The following is a 21,666-nucleotide window of genomic DNA, read 5'->3' on the forward strand; positions in this document are numbered from 1 at the left end:
AATCTCTTAGGCAGTTCCCCAGGCTTCTGCCGCGTACTTCTTGACGACCTCGTTGTCCTTGGTCACAAGAACTCCGTCGGGGGACATCTGGTACTTGTACGAGCCGTTTTGTGCAACAACGCGGTCGCCCTCATCGACGATGATGTCCATCGATCCGGAACCCTGTGGTGTATCCGAGCGGTAGTACTTCTCGCCGGAGCGCGTCTCACAAGCAGCAGCCTTAATTCCCTGTTCAGCGGCGATAACAGCAAAGGCGCGGTCACCGTTGTCGCAGCGTGCGGAGCTGCCCACGAAGCCCAGGCCGTCCAAGTCGGAGCGGCCAGTGCCGAAGTCCTGTCCCTCCGGAGCTGTTGTCGGCTCAGAGCTCGTCGTCGTGGATGGCGAAGACGTGGTGCTCGGCGTGCTTGACGACGAGGACGATGTCGAAGTGCTCGGCGTGCTTGACGACGTCTCGGAGGACTTCGACGTAGTTGTCGTCGTGGTGGTCGTCTTGCTCGTAGAAGTCGAACTCGTCGAGGACGGCGGTGTCGAACTGGGCGACGTCGGCTGCGAGGAGGAGGGGACCTCCGGACGCTGGGGCTCATCACTATTGTTCAGCGACAGGCCGATGGCGATGCCGATGACGACCACGAGTGCGGTGGCCACGATGATGATGGGGATGCTGAGAGACTTAGGTGTGCCATTGCCGGACATGCCTAATATCATCGCAGACTTCCTCAAAATGTGAAACATCTGATAATTGAAGGGGTCAAAGTGAAAGAAGTGGCCCCTGGTCATGTGTACGTCTGGCGCTGATATTCAAACGCTTGCCGGCCACTGCTGTCGCTGGCGCAGTCGTCGGTAGGCCTCTTGTTACGGCCTGTCGGTGGAGCGCTTACACTGGAGAATTGTGATTGAGGAGTTTATTAAGCACTGGTGGGCCGAGCACGCGAACGAGATTCTCGAGTGGCGGCGGCATCTTCATGCGCACCCAGAGCTATCTCACATGGAGCACGCCACCACGGCTTTTGTGGAGGAGAAGCTGCGTGCTGCAGGGCTGAAACCAGTGCTGTTTCCCAACACCGGCTTGATGGTCGACATTGGTGAAGATGAACTCGCCGGTAGCGAAGCCGGAGGTGAATTGCCGGGGCGTCTCGCTTTCCGCGGCGATATAGACGCGCTTCCAATTACAGAGACCACGGGGCTGGAGTTTGCCAGCACCAACGATGGCGTCATGCACGCCTGCGGGCATGATTTTCACACCACGATTACGCTCGCGACGGCTCTGGCTATGGCTGAGTACCACGAGAAGCACACGTTGCCGACGCCGCTGCGTTTCATTTTCCAACCCGCCGAGGAGGTCATGGTTGGCGGTGCACCCGAGGTTATCGCTGCCGGTGCGCTCAATGGCGTTGAGCGTATTTTTGCCGTCCACTGTGAGCCGAAGCTGCGCGTCGGTCACGTCGGCGTTCGAACAGGTGCCATCACCTCTGCGGCCGACACGTTGGAGATTCAGGTGCATGGCCCGGGCGGGCATACTTCCCGTCCGCAGATGACAGCCGATGTTGTCTATGCGCTGGGCAAATTGATTGTCGATTTGCCCGGCTTGCTGTCACGACGCGTCGACCCACGCACTGGCACCGTGCTCACGTTCGGCTCCGTTCACTCCGGGTATGCACACAACGCGATTCCGTCGGAAGGCAGCGTCAGCGGCACCCTGCGCACCGCGGACATCAAGACCTGGCGCGACATCGATCCACTGGTTCGCGAACTCATTGAACAAGTCCTCGCCCCGACCGGCGCAGAGTGCACCATCAATTACGAGCGTGGCGTGCCGCCTGTGCTTAACGACGAATACTGCACCGCCCTGATTGCGGAAGCAGTGCGACGAGTGGACGAGAATGCTGTCATTCAGGCCCCACAGTCGTCCGGTGGCGAGGACTTCGGTTGGTATCTCGAGCACGTCCCGGGCGCGATGGCCCGCTTGGGCTGCTGGTCCGGCCGCGGCGACAAGCACGATTTGCACCGAGATGACCTAATCGTGGACGAGCGTTGCCTGGGCGTTGGTGTGAAACTCTTCGCTGGCATTGTTGCTCGCTATGAGGACGGCGCGCAGTCAACCATGACTGTCCGTTAGACTATGGGGGCAAAGCGGGGAAAATGCCTCCCGCGGTAGTTACATTGTGATATCCACGGCAACTTTGGAGGATTTGTGGCACAGAGGATCGTAATCATTGGCGGCGGCCCAGCCGGCTACGAAGCAGCGCTGGTTGGCGCCAAGTACGGTGCTGAAGTCACTGTGGTTGAGGATGCCGGGATGGGCGGTTCTTCCGTCCTGTGGGATTGCGTTCCCTCTAAGGCCTTCATCGCGGCGACGGGCGTTCGTACCGATATGCGTCGTGCGGACGAGATGGGTCTGCGTCCGGACTTTTCCCAGCGCAAAATCGACTTCACTGCGGTCAACGAGCGCGTTAAGCGCCTGGCTCAGCAGCAGTCCGACGATGTTCGCGCGCAGATGGAGCGTGAGGGCATCAAGATGCTGCAGGGCCGCGGTCGCCTCGATGACCACGACCCGGGCCGTGTAACTCACTACGTCACCGTCGACTTGCTCGAGGGCGGCGAGGTCACTCTTGAAGCCGACCTGGTGCTGGTCAGCACCGGTGCGTCCCCGCGCATTCTGCCGGGTGCGATTCCTGATGGTGACCGTATTCTGACCTGGCGTCAGGTCTACGAACTGGAGGAGCTGCCGGAGCACCTCATTGTGGTCGGTTCCGGTGTGACTGGTGCTGAGTTCGTATCCTCGTTCACCGAGCTGGGTGTGAAGGTCACCATGGTCGCCTCGCGTGATCGCATCCTGCCGCACGAGGATGCCGACGCTGCAGATGCCCTAGAGGAAGTCCTACTGGAGCGCGGTGTGGACGTTGTTAAGAACGCCCGCTGTGATCTTGTCGAACGCACGGAGGACGGCGGCGTTCGCGTCGTCACTTCCGACGGCCGTGAGGTCTTCGGTTCCCACGCGTTGATGACCGTCGGTTCGATTCCGAACACCGCGGATATGGGCCTGGAAGCAAGTGGCGTAAAACTGACTCCTTCTGGCCATATTCACGTCGACCGTGTTTCCCGTACCAACGTGCCGGGTATCTACGCTGCCGGTGACTGCACCGACTTGTTCCCGCTGGCTTCCGTTGCAGCTATGCAGGGCCGTATTGCGATGTACCACGCCCTCGGTGAAGGCGTATCTCCGATTCGCCTGCGCACCGTTTCGTCGGCAGTGTTCACCCGCCCAGAGATTGCGACTGTCGGTGTCTCCCAGGCTCAGATTGAGTCCGGTGAGGTCTCCGCTCGCGTTGAGGTTTTCCCACTGGCAGGTAACCCGCGTGCGAAGATGCGCTCGCTGCGCCACGGTTTCGTCAAGCTGTTCTGCCGTAAGAACTCCGGCATGATTATCGGTGGTGTGGTGGTCGCTCCGACCGCCTCGGAGCTGATTCTGCCAATTGCGGTGTGTGTTTCCAACCAGCTCACCGTCGATGACCTGGCAAGTTCCTTCTCTGTCTACCCGTCGCTGTCTGGCTCGATTACTGAGGCTGCTCGTCAGCTGATGGCACACGACGATCTGGACTAATACTGGTATCGCGACTGGCAGCATGACCGGTCGTATTCATACTTAAAAAGCCGAGCCCCGAAAGTGGGGCTCGGCTTTTTAAATACTTAGCTTGTTAATTACTTGCCGGAAAGCTCAGCGTACTTAGCGGTGACTTCCTCAACCGACGGATTCGTGGCGTGCACGCCATCGGAGTACAGCACAGTCGGAACAACGCGGTTGCCATCATTGACGGACTCAACCCACTTCGAAATGTCGTCGTGCTTTTCGACATCCCAAGCCTCAAACGGAGTGCCGTTTTCCTTCAGGCCAGCAATAAGGTTCTGGCAGAAAGGGCACCAGGACGCAGCGTAAATGGTCACGTGTTCGGTGGTCTGTGGAGTCTTCACATCAGTCATACTTAGGTCAACGCGCGGACCAAGGCCGATATTCCATTGAGCAATACTTTCGCCGGGCAGTAGTCCCGCCTCAGAGCTTTGCTGGACAGGCTTCCAAGCTAATCCTCTAGCCGCCGCCACGTGCAGAAGCGGTAGCGTAGGCCGGTCGTTGACGTCTGCCACGGACCATCCTCGACGCGAACCCAGTCGTAGAGGTCGGGAGCCATGACCGGTACCGGGACGCTGACATCAGTATCAATGTCGGTGACCACGCATTCGTCGGCAAGCGAAAGTGCGTCACGATAGACGCGCCCGCCTCCGATTACCCACGCTGCAGGTTCGTCGGCGACGGCTGCGAGCGCGGCTTCGAGGCTGGTTGCGGACTCGGCGCCGGGGAAATCGGACACGGAGCGTGAAAGGACGATGTTTCGACGACCGGGGAGTGGTCGGAACTTGGGATTCAGCGAGTCCCACGTGCGACGCCCCATGATGACCGGTGCGCCCATCGTCGTTGTTTTGAAATGCTGAAGATCTTCAGGCAGATGCCAGGGCATAGTCGCACCGTCGCCGATAATGCCGGCTCGAGACTGCGCCCAGATCATCCCTACAAACGGGGGTCTTGCGCTGGTGGAAGCGGTGGACTCGTTCATGTCGACACTCACCTTTCGCTGACTTAGACAGCCACCTGACCGCGAATCAGAGGATGCGGGTCGTAGCCGATGACCTCAATGTCCTCGTAAGCGTAGTCGAAAATGCTGTCGGCCTTCCGAAGCTTCAGCGTGGGGTAGGGGCGCGGCTCACGGGAGACCTGCAGTTCGCACTGTTCAATGTGGTTGTCGTAGATGTGGCAATCACCACCGGTCCAGATGAACTCACCAACATCCAAGCCCGCCTGCTGCGCCATCATGTGCGTCAACAGTGCATAGGAAGCAATGTTAAACGGCACGCCCAGGAACATGTCCGCGCTGCGCTGGTAGAGCTGGCAGCTGAGCTTGCCATCCGCGACGTAGAACTGGAACAGCAGATGGCACGGCGGCAGCGCCATATTGGAAATCTCGGAGACATTCCAGGCGCTGACGATGTTGCGGCGGCTATCCGGGTTGGACTTCAAAGTCTCCAGCGCCTGTGCAATCTGGTCGATGTGGTGCCCATCTGGAGTGGGCCAGGAGCGCCACTGTACGCCATAGACTGGGCCGAGGTCGCCGTTGTCGTCTGCCCACTCATCCCAAATAGTCACCCCATGATCCTGGAGCCACCGGACGTTTGAATCGCCGCGGAGGAACCACAGCAGCTCGTACACGATGGACTTCAGGTGCACCTTCTTAGTGGTGATCAGTGGGAAGCCCTCGCTCAGATCAAAGCGCAGCTGGCGGCCGAACACTGAGCGAGTGCCCGTGCCAGTGCGGTCTGATTTAGCTGCTCCGTCAGCGAGAATTTCGCGCAGCAAATCCTCGTACGGAGTCTTAATGCCCTGATGAGCCTGTGTCGTGATGTCAGTGGAGTCGGTCATAGCCGCCCTAGCTTACCTACTTCTGCTCTTGATCCTTGAATTCCTTTACCAGTGCCAGAATCTCCTCCGACAGGTCCGGTCGGCAGAACAGCATATCCGGCAGGAAAGTATCGACATTATTGTAGGTCGGCGCGGAGCCGTCTAGGCGGCTGACAAAAAGTCCTGCGGATTTAGCGACACCAACCGGCGCTGCCGAGTCCCACTCGTACTGACCACCGTCGTGGATGTAGGCGTCGTAGTCACCGAGCAGCACGTGCATTGCCTTCGCACCAGCGGAGCCCATCTCCACCAGCTCCATGCCTAGCTTGTCAGCGACGTACTTCGCCACAGCCGGTGGGCGAGTACGCGATACGACAATCTTGCCCGCACGCGGCCCCTGCACAGCCTTGGCCTCACCCGTGTGGAAAACCTGGCCGTGATCCGGCAGACCAACAGCAGCGTGGGTCGGCTGACCGTCCTCTACTAGAGCGACATGAACTGCCCAGTCCTGGCGCCCCGAAGCGAACTCACGCGTGCCATCGAGTGGGTCAATAATCCACACCCGCTTTGAGTCCAGGCGCTCACGGTTATCCGCGGCTTCCTCCGACAGCAGTCCGTCGTCCGGACGGTGCTGCTCTAGTACGCGGGCAATCCACTCCTGTGCCAGTGCGTCGCCGGCATCTCCCAGAATGCGGCCACGCAGCAGGCCTACGTTGCGGACACCCTTGAGAATTTCACTGGCGCCCACGGCAAGTCGATAGGCAAGAACATCATCTTCAATGTAGGCAGACATGACTTAGATACTATTCGCTTTTTCCCGACCCCGCTTTACGACGGGATGCCGCGCCCCATCCTCACCGCAACCGAGTGGCCATACAAATAACAACAGCCCGCCCGCAGCGAGAATCAGTTCAAGCCGAAGGCGGACTCTTAGCTATCTAGGCCAATTGGCCAGAAGACGTTAGCGCTTGTCGCGGTACCACGTCAGCAGCGCATCGGTAGAAGCGTCGCCAGAATTAGGCGCCACTTCACCGGTAACTGCAGGCAACAGGTCACCAGCCTGCTGCTTGCCCAGCTCGACGCCCCACTGGTCGAAGGAGTTCAGGCCCCAGACAATGCCCTCGACAAAAGTAATGTGCTCGTAAAGTGCAATCAGCGCACCGACAGCGTCCGGGGTCAGTTCCTCAGCCATGATGGTCGTAGTCGGACGGTTACCCGGCATGACTTTGTGCTCCACGAGCTCCTCAGCAATGCCCTCTGCGCGAATTTCTTCTGCGGTCTTACCGAAGGCCAGCACCTTGGTCTGTGCGAAGAAGTTACTCATCAGCAGGTCGTGCATGGAACCTTCGCCAGATGCCGTCGGCAGATCCTGGCGTGGGCGGGCAAAGCCGATGAAGTCAGCCGGAACCAGGCGAGTTCCCTGGTGAAGAAGCTGGAAGAAAGCGTGCTGGCCGTTCGTTCCCGGCTCACCCCAGAAGATTTCTCCGGTGTTGTAGTCCACCCTCTTGCCGTCGGTACGCACGGACTTACCGTTCGATTCCATGGTGAGCTGCTGAAGGTACGCCGGGAAGCGAGAGAGATCCTCGGAGTAGGGCAGTACGGCATGCGACTGGGCGTCGAGGAAGTTTGAGTACCAGACATTCAGCATGCCCATCAGTACCGGCATGTTCTGCTCCAGCGGAGCGTTGAGGAAGTGCTCATCCATTGCTCGGAAGCCCTGCAGGAAGCGCATGAAGTCCATCGGGCCGACGACGGCCATGATGGACAGGCCGATGGCGGAGTCGACGGAGTAGCGGCCGCCGACCCAGTCCCAGAAGCCAAACATGTTCTCAGTGTCGATGCCGAATTCAGCGACCTTTTCGGCATTCGTGGAAACGGCAACGAAGTGCTTGGCGACGGCTTCTTCGCTACCCAGTTGCTGGATAAGCCAGCGGCGAGCTGCGTGAGCGTTGGAGAGCGTCTCCTGCGTGGTGAAGGTCTTGGAAGCGACAATAAACAGCGTGGACTCCGGATCGACCTCATCCAGAACCGCCTGCAGGTCAGATGGGTCAACATTAGAGACAAAGCGGGCATCAATGCCGGCAGTGGCGTAGGTGCGCAGCGCCTTGGTCACCATTGCCGGGCCCAAGTCGGAGCCACCGATGCCGATGTTGACCACAGTCTTAATAGTGTGACCCGTGTATCCCAGCCAGTCTCCACTGCGGAGGCTGCGAGCAAAGTCGCGCATGCGGCCGAGCACCTCATGCACGTCGGCAGCAACATCCTGGTCGCCGACGGTCAGATTTTCCTCTGCTGGCAGGCGCAGCGCTGTGTGCAGCACGGAGCGGTTTTCAGTGGTGTTGATCTTGTCACCGCGGAACATCTTCTCGCGTGCTTCTTCGATGCCAGCGGCGCGAGCGAGCTCAACCAGCTCGGCAAAACCGTCGAGGCACATCAAGTTCTTGGAAAGGTCAACGTGGAGAGTGCCCGCATCGAAAGTCAGCTTCTCAGTGCGGCCATCTTCATTGGCGAAAAGCTCACGCAGCGAGGTGGCGCGAACATTGTCCACGCGCTTAGCCAGCTGAGCCCACTGTTCGGTTGCGGTGATATCTACAGTCATTCCTGCTCCCAGGTGAGTTTTGACGAAATGCACTTTATACCTCCCCAGACTAGTTGCGTTTTGGCGCTCTCGCCGGGCGACAGTATTCGATCAGGCGTGACCACAATCTGCTGGCAGCTCGATTCCGCGGTGCCTATGCTCCGCCTATGCGCCGACCATCCGTCGACTATCCGCCACCTACGAGTCCCTAGCCCGCTTCAGCAAAGGCACCTACCCTGGAAAATATGACTGATTTCACCCCTGATTACGACAACATCCTCAAAGATGTCCCCACAGGCCTTCTCCTCGGCGGCGAGTTCCGTCCCGCGTCGAATGGTGAGACCTTCGATGTCGTTAACCCCGCGACAGATAAGCCGCTGGTCCAGGTCGCCTCCGCCACAGAGGAGGACGCCAGGCAGGCGCTTGACGACGCCGTCGCAGCCCAGAAGGAGTGGAAGGTAACCCCGCCCCGCAAGCGCAGCGAGATTCTTTACCGCGCTTTTGAACTCATCCGTCGGGATGCAGACAAGTTGGCCCAGCTGCAGTCCCTGGAGATGGGCCGTGCGTTGCCGGATTCCAAGGCTGAGGTCGGCTACGGTGGCGAGTTTTTTCGTTGGTTCGCTGAGGAGGCCGTGCGTATCTCCGGCGATTACCGAATTTCTCCGAGCGGAACCTCGCGCGTCGCGGTGATTAAGCAGCCGGTCGGCCCGGCTTTGGCTATTACGCCGTGGAATTTCCCGCTGGCTATGGGTACCCGCAAGATCGCCCCGGCACTCGCCGCCGGCTGCCCGGTCATTATTAAGCCGGCGTCCAAAACTCCGCTGACCATGCTCTACCTGGGCAAACTGCTTATCGAAGCCGGTGTCCCCGCAGGCGTAATCTCCGTGCTGCCAACAGGACACTCAGCCAACGTTTCGGCCCTGCTTTCCGATGACCGCCTGCGCAAGTTCACCTTCACCGGTTCCACCGAAGTTGGCCAGATGCTCGCTGCGAAGGCCGCGGAAACTTCGATGAAAGTTTCCCTTGAGCTCGGCGGGAATGCTCCGTTTGTCATTCTCTCTGATGGTGATGTTGATAAGGCTGTGCAGGCAGTCAGTGACGCCAAGCTCCGCAATGGCGGCCAGGTGTGTATCGCCCCGAATCGCTTTATTGTTCATGAATCCAAGAAGGATGCGTTCGTCGAAGGCGTCGTCAAGCGTTTTGCGGAGCTGAAGTTGGGCGAGGGTACCGATCCGGCGACGGACCTTGGGCCACTCGCGCTGCGTGATCAACAGGAAAAGGTTCGTGATCTGGTTGACGATGCGGTCAAGCGCGGTGCGAAAGTAGAGTGCGGCGGCAAGATCCCAGATCTCGGCGGCGCGCTTTCCGACGGCTACTTCTTCGAGCCCACAGTTCTGACCGATGTGCCCGAGGATGCGGATATTGTCCGCGAAGAGATTTTCGGTCCGGTGGTTGCAGTGACAACCTTCACGGACGATGAGCACGCGATTGAGCAGGCAAATGACACGATCTTTGGTCTGGCGGCGTATGTGTTCAGTGAGAACCTGACCAAGGCACTTGGTGCGGCAGAGGCATTGGAGTCCGGCATGGTTGCGGTCAATAAGGGCTCGCTGTCGGACCCGTCGGCGCCGTTCGGTGGTGTCAAGCAGTCCGGTCTTGGCCGTGAGGGCGGCTTCACCGGTATCAATGAGTTCCTAGAGGAAAAGCTGATTTCCCTGGAAGGCTAGCAGGACAGGTAGCTGGCGAGGGTTAGCCCAGGCGACCGCGTCCCATGCGCAGCAGCGCCGACGCGATTGCCGGGCCCTCTGGGCCAAGTGCGTCGCGGAACTCGTTGATGATCTGCACCTCTCGGCCGTGCACGAGACGCGTGCCGCCAGATCCCAGGCGGGTTTTGCCGACGGCCTTACTGATTGCGGTGCGGCGTTGAATGGCATCGATAATCAGCCCGTCAAGGCGGTTGATTTCCTTGCGGTACTGTTCGATCTCCGCGGAGCTCAACGGGTCATCGGTACCGGTGGGGGTGCGGACTTCAAAAGGGGATACTGCCGCCGCCTGCTGGCTGTGCTCGGCGCCGTCGGTGTTGTCGGTGTGTGCGGCGCGAGTGTCCGCAGGGTTTTCGCTCATAGTTCTTATTGTGCCAAAGGATTCGAACAGTCCAATCCGGGGGCTCGGCTACTGTAGTAGCCATCATGGGAAATGAAACTGGAATGCTGTTCGGGTCCTTCAATGCTGACGATGGACGTAGTGGCGATAGCCATGCTGGTTCGAACCACGGTGAGGCGGGCGGTGCTACGCCTGGCCGTGGTGGGTTCGGCCACTTCGCCAGCGCTGGTAGCAATAGCGCACCGAGTGACGCTGCCAGCTTTGGCGGCGGTTTTGGCGGTGGCTTCGAGCCCAGTTTTGATTCAGAGTCGCTGCTAGAGGGGCTTAATCCGCAGCAGCGCCAAGCAGTGGAGCACATTGGTTCACCACTGTTGATTGTGGCTGGAGCGGGTTCAGGAAAGACATCTGTGCTGACGCGCAGGATTGCATACCTGATCGGTGCGCGTGGGGTCCTGCCAAGCCAAATTTTGGCTATTACCTTTACCAATAAGGCCGCAGCCGAGATGCGCGAGCGTGTGGCGGGACTGGTCGGTGACCAGGCGCGGCGTATGTGGGTGTCCACGTTCCACTCCATGTGTGTGCGCATACTGCGCATGCAGCATGCGCTAGTACCGGGGCTTAATTCCAATTTCTCTATTTATGATTCGGACGACTCCCGGCGTTTGCTGTCCATTATCGCTAAGGACATGGACCTGGATGCCAAGAAGTTCACCGGCCGCGTGCTCTCGTCGCGTATCTCCAATCTCAAGAATGAGTTGATTGACCCGGAGAAGGCCCTCGCGGACGCGTCGACGACGCGCAATCCTTTTGATGACGTCGTTGCACGGGTTTACCTGGAGTACCAGACCAGGCTACGGGCGGCTAATGCCGTGGACTTTGACGATCTAATCGGTGAGGTCGTTCGGATTTTCACCAATCACCCGCAGGTTGCAGAGTATTACCGTCGCCGTTTCCGGCATGTGTTGGTGGACGAATACCAGGACACCAACCATGCGCAGTATGTTTTGGTCTCGACGCTCGTCGGCAAGCCCGGTGGAGATGTGCCTCCGAGTGAGCTGTGTGTGGTGGGCGATTCGGACCAGTCCATTTATGCCTTCCGTGGTGCGACTATTCGCAATATTGAGGAGTTTGAGAGGGACTATCCGGAGGCCACGTCGATTCTGCTGGAGCAAAACTATCGCTCGACGCAGACGATTCTGTCGGCGGCCAATGCGTTGATTGCGCGCAATGAGAACCGCCGGGAGAAGAAGCTGTGGACCGATCTCGGTGAGGGCGGCAAGATCAAGGGCTACGTGGCGGACAATGAGCACGATGAGGCTCGGTTTATCGCTAACGAGATTGAGCAATTGGTCGACTACGGGCCGTACTCGTATTCAGATGTGGCGATTTTCTACCGCACCAATAATTCCTCCCGTGCGCTAGAGGATGTCTTCATTCGTATGGGCGTTCCGTACACGGTGGTTGGTGGCACCAGGTTCTATGAGCGTAAGGAAGTACGCGATATTGTCGCCTACCTGCGCGTTATTGAGAACTTCGACGATGATGTTTCGCTGCGTCGCATTATCAATACGCCGCGCCGCGGAATCGGTGACCGTGCGGTGGCTCATGTGTCGCTCTATGCCGAGGACGAGAGGTGCTCGTTCGGCACGGCGCTACGTGCCGTAGCGGAGGGTAAGGTTCCGGCGGTGGCGGCGCGGAGTCGAAACGCGATGGCGGCGTTCGTCGAGATGATTGATGGCTTGGCGGCGGATATGGCATCCGGTGAACTGGCCGATATCGGTGATTTGGTCAACGCGATTATTGATCGCAGTGGGTACAAGTCGGAGCTCGAGCGCTCCAATGATCCGCAAGATGCCACGCGCCTGGACAACCTCAATGAGCTCGTCAGCGTTGCGCGGGAGTTCTCTGCAGAGGCGCGGATGATGTCGTCGGTGGATATTAGCGCTGATGTAAATGAAGGCTCTGGCGCTGCAGCTGATGCTGAAAGCGGTGCTGATACTAGTGGCGAGTCCGAGGTGGAATCTGGAATCGCGAATGACCTCGCGCGTGATTTCGCGGCCGACTTCGACAACGATGGGGAAGCGGAACCGGGAAGTCTGCAGGCATTCCTCGAGCGAGTTTCTCTGGTGGCCGATGCGGATCAGATTCCGGATGATGACACCGGTGTAGTGACGTTGATGACGCTACATACGGCTAAGGGCCTGGAGTTTCCGGTGGTATTTCTCATTGGCTGGGAAGACGGACTGTTCCCGCACCTGCGCGCCCTGGGCGATCCGAAGGAGCTGGCTGAAGAGCGACGTCTGGCCTATGTGGGTATTACCCGAGCTCGCAAGCAGCTGTATCTCACGCGCGCTGTGACTCGGTCCTCGTGGGGTTCGCCGCAGAATAATCCGCCTTCACGTTTCCTGGGGGAAGTCCCAAGCGACCTGATCGATTGGCTGCGCGAGGCTCCGGCTCGCAGCTGGGGCGCCGGTTCTGGTGGTTTTGGTTCTGGTGGCTACGGCGCGGGCAGCGCGTTTGGTCGTGGCCATGGTGCCTCGTCGGGCTTCGGTTCCAGCTCGGGCTTCGGCTCTGGTGGATCCTCTAACTCTGGTGCGTCATCCCGAAAGAAGAATCAGGTCTTGCACCTAGAGCCCGGTGACAAGGTTGTTCACGACAAGTACGGCTTAGGCACTGTGCTTGAGGTCCAAGGGGCCGCGCCCCGGGCAACTGCGATGATTGACTTTGGATCCGCAGGTAAGGTCCGCATGATGCTTATCGGCGGCGTGCCCATGGAGAAGTTGTAAAAGAACAACCACCGCCCGACTGGCCGTCCCTACCCGCGGCCGTGCACGTGCCACTATCGCGTGGAGGCTACTTAGGCTTCTTCGCTGTCACCCAGCAGTTGATGGTGGCATCTTGTACTTCGGTGCCGTTGGCATCGGTCAGCACGATGTGGACGGGAAAATCTACCCCACCAGTCTCCGGTGTGATGGTGGAGAAGTCCGGCAACTCAGCCTTGGCCACAGCCGTCAGGCCACCAACGGAGATGCGCTTGTAGTTCGTCGTCATGCCCTTTGGAACCCAGCGATGCGTTGTCGGTACGCTGGCCTCACAGAGCATGCCCATCGCGAATTCAGCGAGGTTACACGCAGCAATCGCATGCACGGACTTAATGTGATTACGCACGCCCCACCAAGCGGGCATGCGCGCTACCGCCAGTCCAGGCTGCATCGTCTCTAGCTTGGGACAGATTGTGCGGAAATATGGCGCCGTCAATGCGGCGGTTAAGGAAAATAGACGCTTGCCGACGACTGGAGTCGCAGCCAACTTCTTCCACATGCGGAATGTTTGAGTCTCTGCCATGTGCCAAGAGTAAAGCCCCAGTACCGGCGGCGATGCCGGTTTCTGAAAAATTTAATCAGGGGAGGCTTGCAGCCGCGGTCAAACAGGGGCCGGTGCACAGGTAGGGCCTTCGCAGAGCGGCCAGGCTTGCTCGTACCTGTGCCGATACCTGATTAGTTCAGGTTCAGACCACGCTGGATGAACCAGGTCACCGGGTCGACCGGAGTGGTGCCATCCGGGTGGATCTCGAAGTGGAGGTGCGTACCGGTGGAGAAGCCGCGGTTGCCCATACCGGCGATGACCTGACCAGCTCGGACAGCTTCTCCGACAGCAACGTAGATGGACTCGATGTGGCCGTAGACGGAAACAGAGCCGTCGTCATGGCGAACGCGAATCCACTGGCCGTAGCCCTGAGCCGGGCCTGCATCGATAACAGTGCCGTCCATGACGGACATGATTGGGGTGTTGGTGACGTTAGCCAGGTCGACACCGTAGTGGAAGGTTCCCCAGCGTGAGCCGAACGGTGAGGTCAGCAGCCCCACGGTCGGGATGGAGAGTTTCGGAGCGCGGGCAGCCTGGTCGCGAGCAACGCGCTCCTGGTTGTACTGCAACGCCGTAGCGAGGTGGTCGCTGAGGTTAGTGCTCGGATTGAAGGAGCTGGAGGCCAGCACCATCGGAGCGTTGTTCTTCGGCTGAGCAGCGCGGGTCTGAGTCGAAGCTGAGTTCTCCGGAGCCTTATTCTCGGTCTCAGCTGCGTGGGCGACCGCGTTGGAGGAAGCGATCGTCGATGCGGACAGTGCGACCAGTGCTGCGCGAGAAGTTGCGGAAACCTCTACCTTGCGGTGCTTTCCGCCTCCGCGACGAGCATTGAAAAACGTCACTTCAATCTCCCTGCCAACGAAACTCTTTGTAACCCAACTGTTATCTAACTTCTGCGATAATAACGGTTCGGTATAGGGCAAGCAACTTGTTTTTAGAGAACTTGTTCGCTGATTCGTCAGTTTCAGTTCAATAGGGCCGTGCTGTGGCCGTGGGGCTGTTGTCTTGTATCACGGATCCGGTGAAGCGCAACCGGTGTGTTGCCAGGGGATTTATGGCGGATGCCCCTTAATCGAGGGGCTGGGTAGGGGGATCGGCAAGTAGTTTCCGGGTGAACTAAGGGTGTGGTCGCGGGGGTGGCAAAAAGTAACCCATCGGCGTTGACAAATGGAAACCAAAGGTGAAGCCACTTTGGGGGGGGGGAGGGGGCAAAAGGAGATCGGACTCAACGGATACCGTCCGTCCTGGGATCCGTACCTTCAAATTAGACTCTGCAATGCCTAAACAAAGAGGCGTTGTATGTATGGCACTATATGGCCATGGCTGTGACGCACCCTTGCGTGGCACCCTATCTATATAGGTGGGCAATCAGCTGTCAATGATTAGACGCGGGAAGGACGATGTCACTGTGAAAGGCGCGGATTCGCGGAGAGGTTCCTCCGGTAGCGATCGAAATCGGCGAAGCCGCACCGGTGCCGGTGGCAGCGGCGGGGGTTCCCGTAGCGTCCGCAGCGAGCGCACTGCCCGCGCATGGCAGAATACGCAGGCCGGTCAGACTGGCGGTGCGCGCAGCGTCGGTGCCGACAGCAATCGAGCCGCCACGACGAAGATGAAAGCGGGGGGCTCCGGAACGTCGTCACGCAAGGGGCGTCCCTCGGGGTTCCGTCGTTTCATTAACTCGCCTCGTACACGCCGGTTTGGGCTGTCTGTTGCCGGTTCTTACGGCGTCGTATTGCTGTTCATCATCTCGGTAGCTCTGATTGGCGTCATCGTCAGTGGCGCTGGAATGTCTCCGCTTCCAGCGAGTATCGCGTCGATGTGGATGATCTTTAACCTCGCGCCGTTCCGTTTTAACGGCACGACGCTGGGGCTCACACCAGCACTGCCCGCGGTGCTGATGGTGTTGTTCATCGCCTGGCGTGTACGCCGCGAAGTCGCTGACCGCATCAGCATCAAGGATGTCCGCGCGTTGGTCGGCGCGTATCTGGGCACGCCCATTGTTCTCACCATCATCGCGTGGCTCATGCTTTACGACGCGTCGAAGGTGTTTCCCCGCGTTCAGACCCCTAGTTTCGGCCTTGCGATTGCAGCCGCGCTGCTTGTAAATCTCGTGGCCTTGGTGCTGGGAATGGGGCAGCGGTTGCTGCGTGCACTACTGCTGCGCCGGAAGCTGCCGGAGTGGTTGCTCGGGTCGGCCCGTCTGGCGGGCAGCTACGTGGCATGGCTGTGGCTGGCCGGTGTTGTGGTGACACTCGTTTCGCTGATTTGGCATCGAGAGTTGCTGGCAGAGACATTTGCAATCACGGATACCGTCGGTGAAAGTGTTGCGGTCAGCGGCCTCTCGCTGCTGTACCTGCCAAATGTGGCCTTCGGTGCTGTCGGTGTGCTGGTGGGCGGAAAATCGACGTTTGGGCCAGCGGAGGCTGGGCTGTTCGCAGTGCACCCGGCTCAGCTGCCACCGCTGCCGATTTTGGCTGCCATGCCTCAGTCGCTGGTGCACTGGGCTTTCGGAGTGCTGATTGTGCTACCGCCAGCCGTTGCGGCTTGGCGCGTCGTGGCATTCCTGAAGAAATCTGCACCGAAGCAGCCCTACCTGGTCGTCGTTCTCGCTGCCGTGTGGTCGATCATCTTCCTCATGGGGCTGGCTTGGCTGCTCGGCGGTGAGGTTGGCATCTTTGGGTGGGCCGGTGCCTCCTGGTGGCTGACTGGACTGCTCGGCTCGATGTGGCTGGTTGTTCCGGGGGCCATCGTGGTTGTTGCGATGACCGGTGTGCCGTCACTTGGTAGGGACAAGGGAGTCTCGGAAGTGGCCGCCGAGAAGTTCCCGCCGAAGCCTGCGGGAGATGGAAACGGTCATGCTGAGGCTGAGGATGCCGGCGACGCCGATAAGTCCGACAATGACGGGAGCGGTTCGGAGGAGTCGGAGGAGATTGTCGACGGGGAAGTCGTAGCGACCTCCGAAGACGAAGCCGAGTCCGACACAGAGGAGGAATCAGAGTCCGGTGCTGAGTCTGAAGACACTTCAGAAGACGCTGAGGAATCGGACGACTCTGAAGAGGATTCAGAAAGCGCCGCAGGCGGAGAAGCATCGGGCGAAGTAGATGCGACCGACGAGGACGAATCCGATGAGGACACCGAAGACTCGGAGGAAGGCGGCGACGGGGAACCGTCGTCAAGCCAAAAGAGCTAAGCCAACTTAGGGGGAGCGGAATTTGGGGTCTCTGCCGGGCTGGGTAAGCTAAACGCCGTGACTGAAGCACAGCCCGTCGCAGAAATTTCGCACAATAATTCCTCCAGCAAGCAGCTCCGCATCGTAGTCCTGGCCTCTGGCCTGGGCTCCCTTTTGCAGTCGATGCTGGAACTGCTGGACGCTGAAAAGGTTCAGATTGTCGCGGTTGGTTCGGACAAGGATTGTCCGGCGCTGGAGAGGGCTCAAAACCTCAATATCCCAACTTTTCGGGTGCCTTTCGATGCTGAGGCAAAGAAGGACCGAGAAGGTTGGGATATTCGTGTTTTAGAGGCCGTGAACAGTTTTTCGCCGGATATCGTTGTCTCGGCGGGTTTCATGCGCATTCTGGGGCCATCATTTGTGGAGGCCTACAGCAATCGCATCATTAATACGCACCCAGCGCTGCTGCCGTCCTTCCCAGGGGCGCGTGCGGTACCGGATGCACTTGACTACGGGGTGAAGGTCACCGGCACGACCGTGCATATCGTTGATAATGGAGTGGACACCGGGCCGATTCTGGCGCAACAGCCAGTGGCCGTCGAGGACGACGACACGGTGGAGACCCTGCACGAACGAATCAAGGTTGTCGAACGCCGACTCCTGGTTGATGTATTGCACTCGATTGCCGATCACGGAATTGAGCGTGACGGACGAAAGGCTTATCTGAAATGACCAACGACAACACGCAGCGTAAACCGATCAAGCGCGCTCTGATTAGCGTCTACGACAAGACTGGGCTCGAGGAGCTGGCTCGCGACCTGCACGAGGCTGGCGTGGAAATCGTTTCCACCGGTTCCACGGCTGGCAAGATTGCTGCAGCTGGCGTGCCTGTGACCCCGGTTGAGGATCTCACTGGTTTCCCGGAGTGCCTCGAGGGCCGCGTGAAGACGCTGCACCCGCGTGTTCACGCCGGCATTCTGGCTGATACCCGCAAGGAAGACCACCTGGCTCAGCTGAAGGAGCTCGGTGTGGAGGCTTTCCAGCTCGTTGTCGTTAACCTGTACCCGTTCCGGGAGACCGTTGCCTCGGGCGCTTCCTACGACGAATGCGTGGAGCAGATCGACATTGGAGGCCCGTCGATGGTTCGCGCTGCGGCGAAGAACCACCCGTCGGTTGCCATCGTCGTCGACCCGGCTCGTTACGGCGATGTCGCTACCGCCGTGAAGGAAGGCGGCTTCACCCTCGAGCAGCGCCGTGAGTTCGCTCGCGACGCATTCCTGCACACCGCTGATTACGACGCAGCTGTGTCCAACTGGTTTGTTGAGCAGCTCGGTGGCGCTGAGGGATCCACTCCGACTCCGCTGCGCTACGGCGAGAACTCTCACCAGTCGGCAACTCTGACCCGCATTGGTACCAAGGGGCTGGCAAACGCCAAGCAGCTGAACGGCAAGGAGATGTCGTACAACAACTACCAGGATGCCGACGCCGCATGGCGTGCCGCCTGGGATCACGAGCGCCCGTGTGTGGCAATCATCAAGCACGCTAACCCGTGCGGCATCGCAGTCTCGGATGAGTCCATCGCCGCAGCTCACCGCGCAGCTCACGCATGTGACCCGATGTCCGCATTCGGCGGTGTCATTGCCGTCAACCGCGAGGTCTCCGTTGAGATGGCCGAACAGGTCAAGGACATCTTCACCGAGGTCATCGTCGCTCCGTCCTACGAAGACGGTGCCGTTGAGGTGCTGAAGGCCAAGAAGAATCTGCGTATTCTCGTCGCCGAGTACGAAGCACCGACCACCGAGAACAAGTTTATCTCGGGTGGTCTGCTCACCCAGGATCCGGATACTTACCAGGCAGAGGGTGATAAGCCGGAGAACTGGGAGCTGGCCACCGGCGAGGCATTGAATGCTGAAGAGCTGGCTGAGCTCGAGTTTGCATGGCGCTCCGTCCGCGCTGTGAAGTCCAACGCCATCCTGCTGTCCAAGAACAACGCCACCGTCGGCGTCGGCATGGGCCAGGTCAACCGCGTGGACTCCGCAAAGCTCGCCGTTGAGCGCGCAAATACGCTTGCCGACGGAGAAAACCGTACTCAGGGGGCCTACGCTGCGTCCGATGCCTTCTTCCCGTTCGCTGACGGTCTGCAGGTCCTGATTGATGCCGGTGTGAAGGCAGTTGTCCAGCCAGGTGGTTCCATCCGTGACGAAGAGGTCATAGCTGCTGCCAAGGAAGCTGGCGTCACCATGTACATGACAGGTACTCGTCACTTCTTCCACTAATTCCTTACTGGATTAGGGGCTAACCGCCGCGGTGCTAACTGTCACCTCGGCGGTTTTTCTCTACCCGGACGTGTGGGGACCTGTGGGCGAGGATGTGTGTCTGTTGTCGAGCCGTGGTCTATGTGAACACACGCTGAGGGCAGGCGCTGGTGATAATTATGCAGACGAAATGGCTCCAATGCGTTTAACATAAGGGCTTATGTCACGTAGAACCGAAGCGCGACGGCGTCGAGAAGCAGAGATTCTCTCCGCTGCTGCTGCGATCCTGGCCGACCGAGGGTTTCATCAGACTCGGTTGGAGGATGTTGGCTCCGCTGTCGGCATTTCTGGCCCAGCTCTTTACCGTTACTTCAGCGGCAAGGAAGAGCTGTTGGCGCAGATCCTCATCGATATTTCTATCCGACTTGTCGATGGTGCGCGAGCAGTTCTCGATCGAGCAAAGAGCAATGATTGGGAGCCAGAGGAGACTCTTCGGGGCCTCCTTGCGCATCACGTGCATTTTGCAGTCACGGAGCCCGATCGCATTCGTGTCCAAGAGCGCGAAGGGGGAAATCTGGCGCCAGAGCAGAGCGCAAAAGTGCGTTCCTTGCAGCGTCTTTACATGGTCTTATGGGTGGACGCTCTGCGTGAACTACAGCCCGAACTCACCTCCGACGAGGCGCAGCTTAAAGTCCAGCTCACCGCTGGGTTGATTAACTCTTCCAGGCATGTGCTCAAATGGGCGGGCCCCGAGGCGACAAGGGAAAATGCCTTTGAGATGGCCCTCGCTGCGCTGGGCATTAACAACCAATAATCCGTATTCATTCTTCTGCCGTCTGGCCTCACTGTGCTCAGCAGTGTGAGGTCAGGCGGCTTTGTTGTGCGGTGCAGGGCGCTCACATTCAGTTGAATTCACCCCCGAAACAGATTTCTAGGGGAAACATAAATCTCTATTGGGAACATGTTGTGACCTCGGGGAGAGGTGTGTATTTCAAGCTGCATAAAAGACTTCCGGGGGTGAAAGTGTGGTCTAAGAAACAAAATTTGTTGTGAGGTGACTGGGGTCACATTAATCTTTTTGTCAAGAAAGTTAATAGTCATTAACGGAAAGTATTTCGCCCATGACTCACGCTCCAGCATTGACCAACCGACAGCGCCACGAAGAGCTCGTCGCAGAGCTCAAAGAGCTGCTTAGCACAACAGCACGCGGTGGTTCCGAACGTGCCCGTGCTCGCCATATTTCCCGCGGTAAGCTGCTGCCACGTCAGCGCATCAACCAACTGCTTGACCCCGGCAGCCCTTTCCTTGAGGTCGCACCGCTAGCGGCCCACGAAATGTATGGCGGCAAGGTTCCGGCTGCTGGCGTCATCGCCGGCATTGGCATCATCGAAGGTCGTCGCTGCCTGGTTGTAGCCAATGACGCAACCGTTTCCGGCGGAACGTACTACCCGTTGACTGTCAAGAAGCACCTGCGCGCACAGGAGATTGCCAGCCTTAACCACTTGCCGTGCATTTACCTGGTCGACTCCGGCGGGGCCATGCTTCTCAACCAGGATGAAGTTTTCCCTGATCGCGATCATTTCGGTCGCATTTTCTACAACCAGGCCAACCTTTCCGCTCGCGGGATTCCGCAGATTGCCGCCGTGATGGGATCCTGTACCGCCGGTGGCGCCTATGTGCCGGCGATGAGCGATGAAGCGGTCATTGTGAAAAACCAGGGCACCATCTTCCTGGCAGGCCCGCCACTGGTTAAGGCTGCAACTGGTGAAGATGTCACACCAGAGGAACTCGGTGGCGGCGAACTGCACTCCAAGACCTCCGGCGTTACTGACCACCTCGCGGTTAACGATGCCGACGCACTGCGTCGTGTCCGCGATATCGTCGCAACGCTCCCCAAGGACCCGGAAGTTCCGTGGGACACAGAATCCACCGTCTCGCCGACTCGCAACCAGACCGATCTTTACGATGTCGTCCCCGTCGATGCCAAAGTGCCTTACGACGTTCACGAGGTTATTGAAATTATTGTGGATGGAGGTCAATACCAGGAGTTTAAGGCCGAATTTGGTACGACCCTGGTCACTGCTTTCGCCCGCATCCACGGCCACCGCGTCGGCATTATCGCCAACAACGGCATTCTCTTCGCGGAATCTGCGCAGAAGGGCGCGCACTTCATCGAGCTGTGTGATCAGCGCGGCATCCCACTGGTATTCCTGCAGAACACCACGGGCTTCATGGTTGGTCGCGAATACGAGGCCGGCGGTATCGCAAAGCACGGCGCCAAGATGGTCAACGCCGTGGCTACCACCCGCGTGCCCAAGTTCACCGTAGTCATCGGTGGTGCCTTCGGCGCCGGCAACTACTCCATGTGCGGTCGCGCATATTCGCCGCGCTTCCTCTGGATGTGGCCGAATGCTCGCATTTCCGTCATGGGCGGTCCACAGGCGGCGATGACGCTGTCGACGGTTCGTCGCAACCAGATTGAACGCTCAGGTGAGAGCTGGTCGCAGGAAGAGCAGGAGGAGTTTGAAGCTCCGATCCGCGAGCAGTTTGAGCGCCAGTCGCACTGCTATTACTCATCGGCTCGCCTGTGGGATGACGGTGTCATCGATCCCGCAGATACCCGCCGAATTCTTGGCATGGCCCTCGATGTGGCAAGTGGCGCGCCCCTGGATGAACAGGGCTTCGGCGTCTTCCGCATGTAGTAACCAGCTAAAAACTCTCGACACCGCATTTTCTGGAAAGGAAACACAGG

At 59.0% G+C, this 21,666-nt stretch carries 18 protein-coding genes; 9 read left to right on the forward strand and 9 right to left on the reverse strand.

What is annotated here, in order from left to right; translation table 11 throughout:
* Nucleotides 1-6: 6 nt before the first annotated feature.
* The gene (locus tag CRD18_RS09905; RefSeq protein ID WP_141753109.1) at nucleotides 7-705 is read right to left on the reverse strand and encodes a hypothetical protein; all 699 of its coding nucleotides are present in this window, start codon (nucleotides 703-705) and stop codon (nucleotides 7-9) included.
* Between the two features lie 184 nt (nucleotides 706-889).
* On the opposite strand from CRD18_RS09905, the gene CRD18_RS09910 reads away from it, so the two are divergent.
* Entirely contained in the window at nucleotides 890-2,116 is a 1,227-nt protein-coding gene (locus tag CRD18_RS09910) for a M20 family metallopeptidase (RefSeq protein ID WP_049171968.1), read from the forward strand.
* Between the two features lie 75 nt (nucleotides 2,117-2,191).
* A complete protein-coding gene (locus tag CRD18_RS09915; RefSeq protein ID WP_016422155.1) occupies nucleotides 2,192-3,601 on the forward strand; it encodes an NAD(P)H-quinone dehydrogenase in 1,410 nt (469 codons plus the stop codon).
* Nucleotides 3,602-3,699: 98 nt separating this feature from the next.
* On the opposite strand, the gene CRD18_RS09920 is transcribed toward CRD18_RS09915, so the two are convergent.
* The 5 genes from CRD18_RS09920 to pgi all read right to left on the reverse strand — a co-directional run bounded on the left by CRD18_RS09920 (nucleotide 3,700) and on the right by pgi (nucleotide 8,045).
* The gene (locus CRD18_RS09920) at nucleotides 3,700-3,978 is read right to left on the reverse strand and encodes a mycoredoxin (protein WP_069359432.1); all 279 of its coding nucleotides are present in this window, start codon (nucleotides 3,976-3,978) and stop codon (nucleotides 3,700-3,702) included.
* Nucleotides 3,979-4,076: 98 nt separating this feature from the next.
* Nucleotides 4,077-4,607 (reverse strand): dihydrofolate reductase, encoded by a 531-nt coding sequence (locus CRD18_RS09925; protein ID WP_049190304.1) that lies wholly within the window; start codon nucleotides 4,605-4,607, stop codon nucleotides 4,077-4,079.
* A gap of 23 nt (nucleotides 4,608-4,630) precedes the next feature.
* On the reverse strand, nucleotides 4,631-5,467 hold the full coding sequence (locus tag CRD18_RS09930; protein WP_049190301.1) for a thymidylate synthase: 837 nt from the start codon (nucleotides 5,465-5,467) through the stop codon (nucleotides 4,631-4,633).
* A 16-nt stretch (nucleotides 5,468-5,483) separates the two neighbouring features.
* On the reverse strand, nucleotides 5,484-6,239 hold the full coding sequence (locus CRD18_RS09935; RefSeq protein WP_049190299.1) for a 3'(2'),5'-bisphosphate nucleotidase CysQ: 756 nt from the start codon (nucleotides 6,237-6,239) through the stop codon (nucleotides 5,484-5,486).
* 168 nt (nucleotides 6,240-6,407) lie between these two features.
* On the reverse strand, nucleotides 6,408-8,045 hold the full coding sequence (pgi, locus tag CRD18_RS09940) for a glucose-6-phosphate isomerase (RefSeq protein WP_187406706.1): 1,638 nt from the start codon (nucleotides 8,043-8,045) through the stop codon (nucleotides 6,408-6,410).
* A gap of 224 nt (nucleotides 8,046-8,269) precedes the next feature.
* On the opposite strand from pgi, the gene CRD18_RS09945 reads away from it, so the two are divergent.
* Nucleotides 8,270-9,751 (forward strand): NAD-dependent succinate-semialdehyde dehydrogenase, encoded by a 1,482-nt coding sequence (locus tag CRD18_RS09945; RefSeq protein WP_070429817.1) that lies wholly within the window; start codon nucleotides 8,270-8,272, stop codon nucleotides 9,749-9,751.
* Nucleotides 9,752-9,773: 22 nt separating this feature from the next.
* Here the strand turns inward: CRD18_RS09945 and CRD18_RS09950 are convergent, their stop codons facing one another.
* Nucleotides 9,774-10,148: a chorismate mutase gene (locus CRD18_RS09950; RefSeq protein WP_049171980.1), complete on the reverse strand. Its 375-nt coding sequence runs from the start codon at nucleotides 10,146-10,148 to the stop codon at nucleotides 9,774-9,776.
* A 65-nt stretch (nucleotides 10,149-10,213) separates the two neighbouring features.
* On the opposite strand from CRD18_RS09950, the gene CRD18_RS09955 reads away from it, so the two are divergent.
* The gene (locus CRD18_RS09955; RefSeq protein ID WP_187406707.1) at nucleotides 10,214-12,913 is read left to right on the forward strand and encodes a UvrD-helicase domain-containing protein; all 2,700 of its coding nucleotides are present in this window, start codon (nucleotides 10,214-10,216) and stop codon (nucleotides 12,911-12,913) included.
* 67 nt (nucleotides 12,914-12,980) lie between these two features.
* Here the strand turns inward: CRD18_RS09955 and CRD18_RS09960 are convergent, their stop codons facing one another.
* Nucleotides 12,981-13,472, reverse strand: coding sequence for a hotdog fold domain-containing protein (locus CRD18_RS09960; protein WP_038627827.1), 492 nt, complete (start codon nucleotides 13,470-13,472; stop codon nucleotides 12,981-12,983).
* Between the two features lie 152 nt (nucleotides 13,473-13,624).
* A complete protein-coding gene (locus tag CRD18_RS09965) occupies nucleotides 13,625-14,332 on the reverse strand; it encodes a M23 family metallopeptidase (RefSeq protein WP_016422164.1) in 708 nt (235 codons plus the stop codon).
* Between the two features lie 536 nt (nucleotides 14,333-14,868).
* Here CRD18_RS09965 and CRD18_RS09970 point away from each other — a divergent pair.
* The 5 genes from CRD18_RS09970 to CRD18_RS09990 all read left to right on the forward strand — a co-directional run bounded on the left by CRD18_RS09970 (nucleotide 14,869) and on the right by CRD18_RS09990 (nucleotide 21,616).
* Nucleotides 14,869-16,680, forward strand: coding sequence for a DUF6350 family protein (locus CRD18_RS09970; protein ID WP_070652871.1), 1,812 nt, complete (start codon nucleotides 14,869-14,871; stop codon nucleotides 16,678-16,680).
* 57 nt (nucleotides 16,681-16,737) lie between these two features.
* Nucleotides 16,738-17,391, forward strand: coding sequence for a phosphoribosylglycinamide formyltransferase (purN, locus tag CRD18_RS09975; RefSeq protein ID WP_016422166.1), 654 nt, complete (start codon nucleotides 16,738-16,740; stop codon nucleotides 17,389-17,391).
* Nucleotides 17,388-18,935, forward strand: coding sequence for a bifunctional phosphoribosylaminoimidazolecarboxamide formyltransferase/IMP cyclohydrolase (gene purH / locus CRD18_RS09980; protein ID WP_016422167.1), 1,548 nt, complete (start codon nucleotides 17,388-17,390; stop codon nucleotides 18,933-18,935). The genes purN and purH overlap by 4 nt, the downstream gene beginning before the upstream one ends.
* 199 nt (nucleotides 18,936-19,134) lie before the next feature.
* Nucleotides 19,135-19,728, forward strand: coding sequence for a TetR/AcrR family transcriptional regulator (locus CRD18_RS09985; protein WP_016422168.1), 594 nt, complete (start codon nucleotides 19,135-19,137; stop codon nucleotides 19,726-19,728).
* Between the two features lie 307 nt (nucleotides 19,729-20,035).
* Entirely contained in the window at nucleotides 20,036-21,616 is a 1,581-nt protein-coding gene (locus tag CRD18_RS09990; RefSeq protein ID WP_049172754.1) for a carboxyl transferase domain-containing protein, read from the forward strand.
* The last annotated feature ends 50 nt before the right edge of the window (nucleotides 21,617-21,666 follow it).

Origin of the sequence: Corynebacterium sp. LK31, assembly GCF_014335015.1 — a bacterium.
Classification (GTDB): Bacteria; Actinomycetota; Actinomycetes; order Mycobacteriales; family Mycobacteriaceae; genus Corynebacterium; species Corynebacterium jeikeium_D.